The organism is Aquimarina agarivorans, assembly GCF_000218485.1.
In the GTDB taxonomy this organism is placed as follows: Bacteria; Bacteroidota; Bacteroidia; order Flavobacteriales; family Flavobacteriaceae; genus Aquimarina; species Aquimarina agarivorans.
This window is the reverse complement of the sequence record NZ_AFPB01000027.1, coordinates 14,555-29,666: the sequence shown is the minus strand read 5'-3', so window position 1 is coordinate 29,666 and position 15,112 is coordinate 14,555. Positions and strand designations below refer to the sequence as shown.

The window sequence follows — 15,112 nt, the reverse complement described above, 5'->3', positions numbered from 1 at the left end:
GTCACTATCTAAATCAATTAAATTAGGCAGCCCATCACCATCTTCATCACAAACTAGGTATAAACCAAAGGCTACAGCTTGCCTTCCGTTAATTGACAAAATATCAATATCAATAGTACTGGAATTTTCAGAATAAAAAATTGAACTACCTCCCGAAATTTCAGTATCAACAGCATCAAGGACTTTTGTCCCTCCACCGATCCAATTTCCTCCTGAATTTATACTCTCTAATAAAGTCCAATTACCTCCATCGGTTGTAAATGTTATTCTTTCTTCTGGATCTAATGTCGCTTCTCCATCAAAAGCAATAATATTCAACGGAAATGCTAACCCAGCTTTGGTAGCAGTAAATGTTACTCTAAATGACACATGCGCATCCATAGCTCCTAAAAGTGCTTCTTGAGTTCCAGGTGTATTGTATAGTTGATGTATAAATGCTCCTGCAAATGAATTTAAATCTGTTGGAACATATGAACTTGCATTAGTGACGTTAGAAACATTAGAAAAAGTAGCCGTTACTGACAATCCATTGGCTAAAGTAAAAGTTTGAGTATCTCCATCCTGTATACCGTTACTTAGATCAGCCCCATCCCAATTAAAAATATAAAGCTCATCTTGAAATGCCCCTGAACCTGAATTTGAATTGGCTATACTAAGTAAATCGCAACTACCTTCTTCTGTATCAGGAATACCATCATTGTCATCATCTAAATCCACAACATCAGCTATACCATCGCCATCACTGTCCATGATCTCTCTAAAGTCAACCTCTGGAGTAGCATTTGGATCTGTATTTGGTAAATTAATTGGGTCGTTACTTGGGTCTAAAACAGTCCCGTTTGTATCACCGTAATCATCTGCTATCTCATAATCTCCATATAAACCATTGATGCCTTCTGTTCCTGCTGGTGGTCTAGAAAGCCCTGCCTCCTCTCCATCTAATTTACCATCACCATCTGAATCTGTATCTAAATAATCAGGTATGGTATCATTATTAAGAAATGTAGCATCGGTATTTTCTGGTGAAATACCTGTTTCTGTATCATCATCAGCACCCGTTTCATATACATCAAACAAACCATTGTTACCTACAGAACCCGTTGGTGCGATATATCCTACTGTAGGCTGTGCTTCAACATTATCTGGAATACCATCGTTATCTGAATCAATATCTAAATGATTTGGAATTCCATCGCCATCCGGGTCAATATCTGCTGGGGCACCTGTATTAGGGTTACCATCTCCATCTATATCAGGATCTTCTTCCGTATCTAAAATACCGTCATTATCATCATCTAAATCTGCACTATCAGGAACACCGTCTCCATCGGTATCAAATCCTTCTCTCCAATCTGGTTCCATCCCTGGCATATCCGCATCAGGGAAAGGGTCGTCAGCCATTTGACCACCATTAGTAGGATTAGTTACAGATGTACCTGTTCCTAAAGCAATTCCATCAAAATTATCATCCAATCCGTCACCATCTGCATCTGCATTTGCAGGCACGGTATCTGCTACTCCATCTTGATCGGTATCGTAAGCCTCTATAGTATCACTTTCTCCATCACCATCACTATCGGTATCTAAATAATCTGGAATGGCATCACTATTTGTAAATGTAGTATCGGTATTTGTAGGAGTAATAGCCGTTACACCTGCTACTGCTACTGGGGCTGCGATATCTGTATCGTCAACCGGGTCGTACACATTATCTATACCATCACCATCAGTATCTATACCAGAAGGCGCTATATAATCTGCAGTAGTTTGCGCTTCTATATTATCAACAATTCCATCATCATCTGCATCAATATCAAGATAATCAGGCCCATCCGAACCAAAACTATTTACTGGAGTTGTTCCTGTTGCTGAAAAAGCATCATCATCACTATCCACTTCATTTGGAATACCATTTGCGCCTACTTCCACTGTACCTCCTGTATCAATACGCCCATCATTATCTGTGTCAGTTGCTAATGGATTTCCACTTTCGACTACATCATAAATACCATCGTTATCACTATCCAAATCGGCACTATTTAAAATACCATCACCATCGAAGTCTGATTCTGTACACAATAAACTTCTAAATGCAATATTATCTATAGTTATTGAACCTGCATTAACTGCTGGGTTATTGTACAAATAAATTCTTATTTTATAGAATGTATTAGGCAATAATTGCAGGTTAGTAGTTGCTGGCACCCTAAATGATGATGTGCCAACTGTAGCCTCATCAAATAAAACTACATTACTTACAAAATTGTCTCCCGATATAGCTACTTGATATTGATACCCTGATCTGAAATCTACGGCAGGTATACCCATTGGTTCTGCAAAGAAAAATAACTGAGAAATCGAATAAGGATTTGAACCTGTTGTAAAATCAATTTCTAAATAATCATTATCCGCTATAGCTCCTGCCAAATTAGCCTGATCAACTCCTTGTAAATCGATATACCCTCCTCCTACATTATTAGGGTCTTCGGTATAACTAACTCCTGATCCAAACATTTGAGAAGAGGCACTTACTACAAAATCACCTCCAACTGTAGTTGGTGAAAAATCTCCTCCTGCATTATCATAAAGCAACATTAAGGGAGAAGGTGCTGGTGTAGCATTAGGCTCACACGTATTTTCTTCTACATCGGTAATACCATCATTATCATCATCTAAATCTGTCACATCGGGAATCCCGTCTCCATCAGTATCCAAAGGTTCTAATAAATCACGATAATCTACATCTGTATCTGTTTGAGATGGATCTCCTACATCTGTATTTGGGGTATCACTTGATCCATTATCTAAGTTGTTATTAACATCCGCAGTTGAATTATCGACATCAAAAGCATCCAATAACCCATCCATGTCAGTATCATTGGTATTCGTTGGTATCCCCAAATCAGCTTCTGCTGTATCTGGAATACCATCATCATCGGAATCTGTATCTAAATAATCGGGAATAGTATCTGTATCAGAATTTTCAGGAGTGGTTATCGGTGTACTACCCCCAAATTCTGGATCGTATTGGTCATCTAACCCGTCCATATCTGAATCATTATTCAATGGAGGTTGATATCCTGCAGTACTTTGCGCTTCTACATTATCAGGAATACCATCATTATCCGAATCAATATCTAAATTATCTGGAATACCATCATTATCTGTATCTGGACATGCCAAACCTGATAATGAAATATTAATATCAAAATTATTAGTTGTGTCTGCTGAAGTCGTAGTAATTGTTAAATTATCCAGTACCTGAGGATCCACAAAATTCGCTACTGTAACATTACTTTCTGTAGTCGTAACCGTAATAGTTAACCCATCAGGAGAAATGGTTGTTCCTCCATCTGCCGTAAAAGTAGTGGTATCCACTTGAGCACTTAAATCATAAGTTCCTATTGGCAATCCCGAAAACGTTAAATTAGCCGTTTCAGCTTGTACTGAGAATAATGTATTTTGATTGAATACTAAACTGCTAGGCAAATCTCCTGGCGTTGTAGTTATACCACCAGCACCTGAAGTTGCAGCCCCTCCAGCATCACTGTAAGCTATATTAAATACCTCATCTCCATCTGTATTATTCAGGATACCTGTTATTGTATTCCCAACTCCTGAAAAAACAGGATTACCTGTATATGAAGTACATTCTAAACTATCAGGGATACCATCATTATCATCATCTATATCAACTAAATCTGGTAATAAATCATTATCTGTGTTATCAGATACAGCTGGCCCTGTTGGATCTAAAATTTCTGCTGTATTTAATGAATCATCTCCTAATCTACCATCTGTTAACTGATATTCTACCGTATATACCTGAGCACCATTTACATTTTCTATCGCTTCAGTGATAATAAAATTTCTATAGACCTTATCTACAACACCAAATACCTTGTCCCCATATTTACGATAATCATCTCTTTGCTCTAAAGCATCGATTCCATACCAATAAAACTTAATCGTAGCCGATTGACCTGCAACATCACACTCTAGTGTGAAATCAACTAAACCAAATGGATATTCATAGTCTTCATCTTCAATACCTCCATTAGATACAATTTCTGATTCTTGAATGATTTCCATATTGGTAATCTGACTACAATCACCTGTAACTTCTAAGGTCACGTAACTCCCTGTACCACTTCTATCAGGGATAGACGCTACATCTGGTTGCAAGCTATCTATAGTCCCATCATTGTTACCATCTCCACCATTAGGAGCCGCGTCTTCAATAGCAACATCTACATTGTCATCGTCATCACAGTTTTGCATAGTTGCATCTTGCGATATGTTTAGTGCTTGGTTTGCAGGACTTGGTGTTACCGCCGTTCCATCTTCTAAAGTCAATACTTGCCCACTGGCATTTACAAAACCGTCTCCTTCTGGATCAGCAGATCCATTAAAATTCCCTGTTAGATTAGTTACTACTCCACCAATAGTAGGATCACCCGTGAAGCTCCCTCCTGTATTTCCCCCAAGAATACCTGAGTTAGAAATATCTGCTTCTGTAAAACCTGCATCTCCTTCAACAGCATCAGCACAACCGTCACCGTCTGAATCCAAATCTAATTGATTAGGGATTCCATCTACATCTAAATCAAATGAAGCACATCCACTAGATAAGAATCGGAAATTATCAAACGTTACGAATCCTGCATCTGCCCCTGTTCCTTCTGCTGCATATAGATACATACGTACCTTATAGGTAGTACTGGCTGTTAATTGGTAGTTTAATCCTGAAAAATTAATAAATTCTTCATGAGTTGGCTCTTGTAACGCATTTCCAAATCCACCAGAAAATGGAGACCCATCTGCTAAACGCGTGGTCTGCATATTAGATACTAATACTGTTGAAGTTGTGAAATTGTCTGTACTAATTTCTACTTGATAGGTAAAATCTGAATATATTGGAAATCTAGTATCTGTAGATAAATTTGTTCCTCTAGAGGTATTAAAGTTACCATTCGGCAAAAAGGTTATTACATCCTGAACCTGAATAAATCTTGCTATAACAGTTGCTGTACTTAAAGTTGTAAACGTAAATTCTACATAATCCTCGTCGGTAAGTGCACCTGCAGCTGTAGTTTGATCTACACCACTAAAATAATAGTACCCTTGGATAGCTACATCATTATTAACAGTATCCAAAGATTCATCTGTTAAACCTGCTCCAAATACTGGCGCAGTAACATTAGTTTCAATAGCATTGTGATCCACAAAGTCAGGCTGGTATCTAAAGTCTTTAGCTACTGGTGTGGTTGATAAGGTATTTCCATTTAACCCAGCACCTGCACCACCTGGTTGATTAGGATCGAATCGAAATGTAGGTGTACCAAAATTTACAGTACCTGCATCACCACAACCAGACTCTACTATATCGAGTATCCCATCATTATCATCATCGATATCTGCGATATCATCAATCCCATCTCCATCAGTATCAATCATAGGAGCTGTTACCGCTACCTGAACAGGTCCTACTATTGCATTACATAACGTTGTTTCGATGACATTTAAATTATTACCTATAGTTAATTGTGGACTTGTGCCATCAAAAGACAACAAATACACCAAATACTGATTGGGTGCATACATTCCTAAATTGATAGTTCCTGTATTTGGAAAGGGCGAAGCAATTCCATAAATGTTCAAGCCCTTATCAGTTACTACGTATACTGTTGTACCCCCTAAATTAGTCGTTCCAGTAGCGGTAGCAACTATGGTAACATCCTCATTGCTTAAAAAACTACTATCAGCCACAAAAGGGTTCGGTACCGTAGGAACAATTGGAAATTGAGCCCACGAGGTTACAGAAACCATTAAGGTTATAATATTCAAAAGAATAAAACGTAATAGGTGAGTTTTTTTAAAGTAAGCATTTAAAAAAACGGGTAGCGTAATTATTTTCATAATCCTATTATTTATATACTGAATCTGACAAAAAAATATAATTTCACACTAATAGCTTAACGCAAAATGCTTACTATTAATGTTTTATAAATTTAACTTTTCTTTTTCAATTGAAAATCAACATGTTATATGTATTACAATTTTTTCGACAAGAAGAATGATAAACAAGTTAAAACACCTATTTATTCGATGAAAAACAAAATTCATGACTTGCAAAACAATAAATAATTTACTGTTTTACAGTTATTTATGATTAATTCACGTTAAATTCCACATATAATTAAACGATTGAATGACAGATAGATATAAAAAAATCAAAACATTAATTTTTTTTGAAATAATGAAGATGAAACAGTATTACGAAGCTTATGACTTAAGAAATTTATTTGTGTTGAAACAAAATTAACATTTCTTGATTTTAATAAATATTTGAGTGTTTGTTGTATTTAGTAGTCAAAGAAAGAAAATAACTGAAGCGAAAAATTGTAGTGAAACCTTTTTCATTAGGAATTACAAAACCATTATTTTGGCTTGAAAATATAATTTACGGTTGAGGATATTTCTACTTCCGCAGAAACGACACTTACTGTAATCGTCCACAAATTTTCTGATTAGTTTCGAAAAATTAAAGCTGCCTAAGATTAATTTTTGTTTATTTTCTTTTCATATTAGAAAAATTGAATATCCGTAATCACTAACAATATGAATTGCTTCATGAGGCTATCTAAAAAGTTAAGAATCTTGTAATCGTACATTAAATAATGTTGAAATAAAATTTGATTACCAATTAATTAACAGGCTTCGACTTTCGCTTAGCCTTCGTTAATATTACTTTTTAGACGACCTAATCATTTATGATGTAAAATCAGTAGGATGAGATTCCTGATCAAGCAAGGAATGACGAAACGGTATATATTATTATCAATTACCGATATTCATTAAATTATATTAGCAATTCAAAAATAAAAACACCGAACAAATAAATTCCGTAAAAAAGTACTTAAGCTCAAGATATCCACGCTTTCGCGGGGATATCTGAACCTTTGTTTATTTTAATTAGGCGCAATGGTTGGTGGCACGATATCACAACAACTGGTATCATCATTAACATCTTGACTACCTCCAATAGCTTGGGTATTTGGCAAGTTATTTAAACCTGTTATTGGAACACCATAAGTAGGTGAATTAGGATCGGTATCTACATTTGGACTTGTCACTGTACCCGAATTACCTACCAAATTGGCAATTACTGACATATTGGTACTACCCGTATAACCTGTTACAGGTTGCCCCGCACTATCTAAACCATTGTTTGGCAGGTCTAATCCTGTTCCAGTAGCATCGGTAAGGTCAGTTTGTTCAAAATCCCCATCGCCTTCTATAGCATCTGGACAACCATCGCCGTCAGAATCTAGGTCTAATCTATTTTCAATACCATCACCATCAACATCACAGGAGTAATTATAAGTTATATTTTCCCATCCTAAGATTATTTCTCCTCCACCTGAACTTCTATTTGCTACGAACGTATCAAAATAAATCTCTTTAACCGCCTTATTTGGTGCTGCAATTTCAAAAGTCCGATCAGATTGCGACCCGCTTTGATTTGGGAATGTTGAACCTATTGCACCTATTAACATAGGATTTGTAGATTCTGAAAAAGGGTTGCTGATAGTTTCAACATAAAAACGATCGGGTTGTGTGGGTGTACCAGTAGTTCCTAAGGGGTTTTCATCCTGAAAAATAGCTAAAAATTCAGGACTATCAAAACCAAAATCTCCAGATTGACCATAAGAAAGTGTTGTTCCGTCTAAAAAAACGTAACGAATTGTTCGAATATACTCTCTACCATCTAAATCAATTGCTGACAAAACAAAATTGTCTATTCCAGCGTTATTAGAAAAAGTAATTGTTTTATCGAAAACCAATGGGCTTCCTGTTCGGGACTGAATGGTATAATACGTTTCTACATCATAACTTCTTCCATTGTTATTAACTGTTTCTATTGTTCCATCAAAGGGTGATAACATAGGGTTTAATGAAAACTCTGAGCCAGAGGAAGGTACAATACTAAAACACTCAGCATCATCCAAAATTCCATCATTATCATCATCCACATCTACAAAATCTAGTACACCATCTAAATCTGAATCGGTACAATTTTCTTGAGTAGCATCGTTATAAATTGCTGTTGCATTTTGGGTAGTTTGACTTCCTCCTAAACCATCCAAAGGGACTCCTGTACCATCTACATTTCCTTCATCGGCATCTGCTAGATTATTGCTAGAAGTAAGGTCTGTTTGTCTGAAATCACCAGAAGCTTCTACGGCATCAGGACAGCCATCACCATCGCTATCTGTATTTTTTGAATTGATACATAAACTATCGGTACTGAATGAAAATTGATCTAATCCATGAGGATCGCGTACCGTACTAAAATTAGTGGGACCACTCATAAAAGGTCCTAAAAAACCTTGTACAATTCGGTGACGTATAGCAACGGTTGAAACAGGGTTAGGGGTTAAAAATGAAATAGTGGTTTCAATATTTTGTCCTGAACCTAAACTTCCCCTTAAATTGCCAACGCTATCGAAAATATCTACGGTACCTACCGTGTCATCTCCTGTAGGTTCATCTCGTAAAAAAGCTATTAATTTACCATCGGCTATAATTTCGTATTGAAGAATTAGATTCGAAGGATTAGGTGGTGTACCGAATGTGTCAAAAATATCCACCATGTCTACACTAAATAAGGTAACTGGAGTTGTAAAGTTATAGGATACGGTATATTCATCATCGACGCCTCCGTTAAATTCGGATTCTACAAACACTCCGCTTCCTGTATCTCCAGAAATAAAACCACCTGCTGTAGTGGTACGTAGTTCGGCTTCCGCATCTGCGGCATAGGTATCGGAATACGTAATTGTTCCGTTCGAAAAAGTGATGCTGCTGGTGTCTGCTGTTCCTCCGCCTACACTTCCTGTGGTTGTATAGTCAGACGCGCTGCTTAAGGTATTTATATTCACTCCTTCTCGAATAGCTGCTTGTTGAAATCCATTATCAACAGCTCCTGTGGCATCGGTATTGCCTCCTATAGTAAAAATTCTAAATCCGCCTGCTTCCCAATTTACCGCAGCTGGTAAGGGATCGACGGTTGTGGTTGCAATATCACATACGTCAAATTCATCTAAAATTCCATCATTATCATCATCTAAATCAACCTCATCGGGTACACCATCATCGTCAAAGTCTTCGCAATAGTTAATACCATCTTGCGTATTCCCTAAACCTTGACCTCCACCAGCAACATCTGGCACTCCTACAAGGCTTGCCCCTACAGTATTCCCTAAGTTTGTAGTTACCGCCCCTCCATTTCCATCAGATAGGGTTCCCGTTGCTGTTGCTCCATTATCAGCTACAGTAAAATTCCCTGCAGCTTCTTCTAAATCGGCACAACCATCGTTGTCGCTATCTAAGTCATATATATTGGCAATTCCATCATTATCGGTATCGTATTCAGTACATGGATTTATGGAGATATTGAAATTATCTAGGGTCACATTATTCCCCACATCTTCGGCAGCAAAAAGATATATACGAATGGTATAGGTTGTGCCTGCTTGTAATAATACATCATTATTAGGTCCCGCTCCGTCTTGGTAATTATCAAATTCATTAAAGGCATTAACCCCTCCGCCTGCATCGTTATTCGAATCTGTGAAAGCTGTACCATCTTGAATACGAGTTGTAGTTTTAGCTGTTTGTAAGATTTGTGAATTGGCTGTAAAATTATCTGGACTAATTTCAATTTGATACGACCAATCGGCATAGATTGGCTTTCTTGGCTCTGTTGACAAATTTAAACCACGAACGGTTTGATATACTCCACTTATGTTTGTGGTAATATCTATTAGATTATCAAAGCGAGTAACAAGGTCTACATCATTTCTTACAGTAAAACTAAAATCTAAATAATCATTATTAGTACGAGCATCGGCAACGCTAGCACCATCTACACCACTTACCCAAATGTATCCATGTGATGCCACATCGTTTCCTGTAGCTATAGAACTATCTAATGATTCGTCAGTTAATCCAGAACCAATACCTAGGTTACTCACCGTAAGGTCTACATAATCACTATTAGCAAAACTAGGCTCGTAACGATCTGTTTTTGCAGCCCCCGTATTCCCATTTAAACTATTAACATCCATAGGAATGTTAATATTAGGATCCCATCTAGCAATTTGAGCAAAAATGGGACTAGTGTCACAACCACCCTCTAATCGATCCAAGATTCCATCATTATCATCGTCTAAATCTGTAAAATCGGAAATGGTGTCACCGTCAGAATCTTGAGCATAAAACGTTCCTGACACCAATAACATTAAGCTTGTTAAAAGGAGGTAAAGTTTTTTACAAAAAAAAGTAAATTGTGTAATTTTATCCATAATAACCTTATTTATTAAAAATCATAATACACTAAAAAGCAGGTATTTAGAGTATTAAATTACAACTCTTAAAAAATATAATTAACTGATATGTAATGTTTTAGATAAAACAACCATTTTAATAGATAAAAAGCATATTTTTTCGACAAAAAACAATTTAATGTATTGAATTAAATTTGTAAATAGAGTATCCAACACTTAATATTTAGAATGAAGCTTATCCACACAAAAAACCCTAATGTTTGTTCCAAATGAATCACTATGGATTAAAAGTACCATAATAGTTTATTTTAAAATCAACAATGTTTACCTTTAATATAACTACCCAACTACTAACCAACAACTTGTATCAAAAAATTCAAAAAAAATCTTTGAAAAGCAATTTAAATCGACTAAAAACAAAGTAGCTTTTTTAATCATTTTTTGAGATATATGCAATCAATGTATTTTTTTAAAGAAAAATAACTATATTAAATAATTGAAAATCAATTTTTTAATAAATAATAGATGAATTCCACCTATTGTTGTGCTATTTATATTAGTAAAGCCACTTTACCAATGACTGATGTAGTTATAAAAAACATCCTAAAAAAAAGTAGAGCAAATAACTTAGAAAGAAAGATTTCAGGTTATTTGTACTATGATGATGGCCATTTTTTACAATATATAGAAACTGATATTGCCCAAACCTTGGATAAACTCATTGTAGTACTTGAAAAAGATCAAAGGCATCAAATTATTAATTGCTTTAAAAGTTGTTTTACTGGAAATAAACGTTTTTTAGAATGGAGCATGGGACAAATTGATAAAAATCAATTAATTAACTTAAATTTAGAACAGCAAATCATGAATTATATGAAATGGCTAAAAAGTCAAAATCATAATGTTGATATGAACTCCTCAAAAATATGGAATATGGTTGATTTACTTGCATCGCACAAAAAAGTGCTTCAGTTAATATAATCAACTAAATATCCTGTTAAAATTTAGGCATTTGTTCAAAAAAACCGCCCTAATGTTTCATGTTAGCCGTATAAAAATCATACACGTGCTCCACGTCTTTTTTTGCTAATGGTTTTTCTATGTAATCAAAAATTAAATCACATTTTTCTTTGGCCTTATCCATATCATTTTTCCAGTTTGAAGTAGTTAATAGACTAATCAAAATATCTGACCGAAACTGATCTGAAAATTTCATGTATTCCTCTAAAAATTCAAAACCATCCATTACGGGCATGTTGATATCTAAAAAAATTACATTAGGTTTCTTTTTATTTTGTATTTCGCAAGCTTTCAAAAAATGCAGGGCTTCTTCCCCATTATGAACCTCGACAATTTCTTTGGTAACATGGCACGTATTTAAAATCTTTTTGTTGTAAAAATTGGCTGTTAAACTATCATCAACCAAAAGCACACAATCCATTTGTTTCATATTATTCAATTTTAATTCTATTTTGGTAATGTAAAATAAAAAGTTGTACCGCTATTTAATTCCGATGTTAGCCAAATTGTACCATGATGATTGGTCATAATTCTGCTACAATTGGCCAAACCTATACCATTGCCCTCATACTCTTCGGGCAAGTGTAATCTTTTAAATACATCAAATATGCGTTTATAATGCTTTTTAGCAATACCAATACCATTATCTTTTATAAAAAATTCATAGTATTCTTTTTTCTCTCTTACGCCTATTTCAATATATGGGGCTTCATTTTTACGTTGATATTTGATACTGTTGGCAATCAAATTTTGAAATAATTGACGTATTTGAGTTTGGTCACACAACACTTCTTTTGGCAATTCAGATACCGAAATTGTTGCTTGCGAGGACTGAATAGCTTCATTTAGATCTTTTAAAACATTTTCAATAATTACATTTAGATTGTTAGACTTTCGTTTTAAAGATATATTTTCCAATTGCGAATAACTCATTAGATCTTTAATCAAACTTCCCATTCTAATGGTAGCCTCTTCTATAAACTGTAAATATTGCTTCGCATCAACTTCTAAAGCATCAAAGAATTCCTCTTTAAACAGTCCTATAAAACTTGTAATGGTATTTAAAGGCTCTTTTAAATCATGACTGGCTAAATAGGCAAAACGTTCCAACTCTTCATTCAACTTCCTGAGTTTATTCTCGGCCTCTTTATTTTCATGAATATACGTTAATGTCCCCACAACTTTCATTAGTTTTTTATCACTACTGGCATTGCCGTTAGCACTTATTTTAAACCATTTAAATTCGTTTTCCTTAGTTTTAATCCTTATATCTTGTTCATAATTCTTGTTTTTTTGAGTGAAAGATTTTAAGCTACTTATAAATGACTTTTTATCATCAGTGTGTATAAACCTTAACAACTGCCTGAATGAGCAGCCTATTTCTTCTGGTGTCCAACCTGTTAAGTCGCATAACTCTTTGGACCACCATGCTTTATTTTTTTTGCCGTTTGACCACTCCCAAATGGCAGACCTACTGCATGTAAAAGCTGCTTGCACCCTTTCTGTAAACTCCGCTAATTCTCGCTTAACTTTTTTGGTCTCATTTATATTTTGAGTTGAGGTTATAATTGATAAAACTTCGCCTGCTTTATCCCTTTGATACACGCTACTTGTAGCCAACAACCACAAAGGTTCCTTAGTTTTTTTATGTACAATTCGATATTCAATTTGAATTGGTACTGATGCGTTTTTGCTGGCCACATTTTGGTAGTGATTTTTTAATAAAGTAATGTCTTCTGGAAAAATGATACTTTCAAAAAAATCATTTTTAAAAGCATCATTTTTCTTTTGTTTATAGCCAGCAAACTTGGCTATATTAGAACTTACATATGAAAATTGTTGTTTACTAACATCATATGTCATAATTACTGCAGGGCTATTTTTTACTAATTTTCCAAAAAAATTGATAATTTTTTCATTATCAAGCTGTTTTACTTTGTATTCGTGAATATTAAAAAAACTTACTAATAATCCCATAGGTTGCCCTAAGTCATCCCTGTCTAATTGAATAGTTGCACTAAACCAAATCCCATAATTATTCTGGACCTCTACAACGCAAAGCGTTTCTGTTTTTAAAACTTGCTTACATAAATCTACAATATTATAACCAACAATAGCTTTTGCAAATTTTTTGATCATTTTACTAGAGTTTTCAAACTCTACTCCAAAAAAGTGACTGATTTCAGAAGCACAACTCAAAATATTTAATTTTAAATCTAAAAATATCCACCCCACCCCTGCAGTACTAGCAAACGTTTTAAATTTATTTTTAGGCTCGGAGTTTTCATTTTTTATTAAAGCATCATTTAGTGTATTTTCCTTTGAAAAGTCATTTAAGGCTAAACCCAAATGCTTGTCATAAGCCGCATCATGTGAGGTTGCTATTACCTCATTTTGAAGTTTAACAACATATAACTTTTTTTTATTTTGAAACTTAAGCGTCTTTCTAATTTCTACGGTAATGCATTTTCGATCTTCAGTGTCGTATATGTTTGTTCTTAGCGTGCTGGCATCCGAATACTTTATTTGCTCAAAACATTTTAGCAATTGAATTTCAATTTCGGGTAGCAACGTTCCGACTAAATTAACTGGTAATTTTTTTTCTTCCACAAAGTAGCGTTTGTAATCGCCCGATGTAAAATGAATAACATTGCTTTCATCAATACACATAATTGTCAAGCCAATGTCAACAAATAATTCCTCCGGGGTAGATTTTCCTACACTATTAAAAACTTGCTTTCTAATCATATTCAACTACAGAACTCAATTTTAATACAATTTATTCTTTTTCAATGACTTACAATAATAATCGCCAGTTTTTTAATCCAAGAAAAAAGTATTTTATCGAACATTAAATAGATCAAAATCTCATAAAACTTCAATTTTTTGACCATATCCTTACAATTACTTCTACCAAAAAAATAAAAGCTTCTTTGTATATAATCTTAATTTAATATTTTTACATCCGCATAAAATTAAATCATTTGTAAAATGGGAAGAGCTTTTGAATTTCGTAAAGCGCGAAAAATGAAACGTTGGTCTGCAATGGCAAAAACGTTTACACGTATTGGTAAGGATATTGTAATGGCCGTTAAAGAAGGAGGTCCTGATCCAGCTTCCAACTCCCGCCTACGTGCCGTTATTCAAAATGCTAAGGCTGCGAATATGCCTAAGGACAATGTAGAACGTGCCATTAAAAAAGCTTCAGACAAGGATCAAGGCGATTATAAAGAAGTCCTTTTTGAAGGCTACGCACCACATGGTATTGCCATTTTGGTAGAAACAGCTACTGACAATAACAATAGAACCGTTGCTAATGTTAGGGCTGCCTTTAATAAATGTAATGGAAATTTAGGAACGTCGGGGTCAGTAGAGTTTATGTTTGATCACACTTGTAATTTTCGCATTAATGCGGAAGGTATTGATGTTGAAGAACTAGAATTGGAATTTATTGATTTTGGCGCTGAAGAAATTTTTAAAGACGAAGATGGCATTTTAATTTATGCGCCTTTTGAAAGTTTTGGTGCCATACAAAAAGAATTAGAAAACAGAAATATTGAAATATTGTCCTCTGGATTTGAACGTATACCACAAGTAACTAAAGAATTAAGTGGCGATGAACTCGCTGATGTTGAAAAGTTACTTGAAAAACTTGAAGAAGACGATGATGTGCAAAATGTATATCACTCTATGGTGGAAGCATCTGCCTAAGTAATATGTAAGATTTTCTGGTAAACCAA

General features: G+C 34.8%; 6 protein-coding genes. 2 read left to right on the top strand and 4 right to left on the bottom strand.

All coding sequences use genetic code 11. From position 1 onward, the window contains the following. A partial coding sequence (locus tag GMC_RS18565) for a hypothetical protein (RefSeq protein WP_010520418.1) occupies positions 1–5,919 on the bottom strand: 5,919 nt, incomplete at its 3' end. A 1,052-nt stretch (positions 5,920–6,971) separates the two neighbouring features. After that, entirely contained in the window at positions 6,972–10,370 is a 3,399-nt protein-coding gene (locus tag GMC_RS0101215) for an autotransporter outer membrane beta-barrel domain-containing protein (RefSeq protein ID WP_010520417.1), read from the bottom strand. 507 nt (positions 10,371–10,877) lie between these two features. Here GMC_RS0101215 and GMC_RS0101205 point away from each other — a divergent pair. Beyond that, positions 10,878–11,333, top strand: coding sequence for a BLUF domain-containing protein (locus tag GMC_RS0101205; RefSeq protein WP_010520416.1), 456 nt, complete (start codon positions 10,878–10,880; stop codon positions 11,331–11,333). A 49-nt stretch (positions 11,334–11,382) separates the two neighbouring features. Here the strand turns inward: GMC_RS0101205 and GMC_RS0101200 are convergent, their stop codons facing one another. Continuing rightward, positions 11,383–11,802, bottom strand: a complete 420-nt coding sequence (locus GMC_RS0101200; protein WP_010520415.1) for a response regulator — start codon at positions 11,800–11,802, stop codon at positions 11,383–11,385. A gap of 17 nt (positions 11,803–11,819) precedes the next feature. Then, positions 11,820–14,120 carry an ATP-binding protein gene (locus tag GMC_RS0101195; RefSeq protein WP_010520414.1) on the bottom strand — a complete coding sequence of 767 codons (2,301 nt, stop codon included), beginning with the start codon at positions 14,118–14,120 and terminating at the stop codon, positions 11,820–11,822. A gap of 243 nt (positions 14,121–14,363) precedes the next feature. On the opposite strand from GMC_RS0101195, the gene GMC_RS0101190 reads away from it, so the two are divergent. Beyond that, positions 14,364–15,083 (top strand): YebC/PmpR family DNA-binding transcriptional regulator, encoded by a 720-nt coding sequence (locus tag GMC_RS0101190; RefSeq protein ID WP_010520413.1) that lies wholly within the window; start codon positions 14,364–14,366, stop codon positions 15,081–15,083. The last annotated feature ends 29 nt before the right edge of the window (positions 15,084–15,112 follow it).

Bases quoted from the DNA above. Each gene is read 5' to 3' on its own strand.
- GMC_RS0101215 (WP_010520417.1), bottom strand. From the start codon at position 10,370: ATGGATAAAATTACACAATTTACTTTTTTTTGTAAAAAACTTTACCTC.
- GMC_RS0101205 (WP_010520416.1), top strand. From the start codon at position 10,878: ATGAATTCCACCTATTGTTGTGCTATTTATATTAGTAAAGCCACTTTA.
- GMC_RS0101200 (WP_010520415.1), bottom strand. From the start codon at position 11,802: ATGAAACAAATGGATTGTGTGCTTTTGGTTGATGATAGTTTAACAGCC.
- GMC_RS0101195 (WP_010520414.1), bottom strand. From the start codon at position 14,120: ATGATTAGAAAGCAAGTTTTTAATAGTGTAGGAAAATCTACCCCGGAG.
- GMC_RS0101190 (WP_010520413.1), top strand. From the start codon at position 14,364: ATGGGAAGAGCTTTTGAATTTCGTAAAGCGCGAAAAATGAAACGTTGG.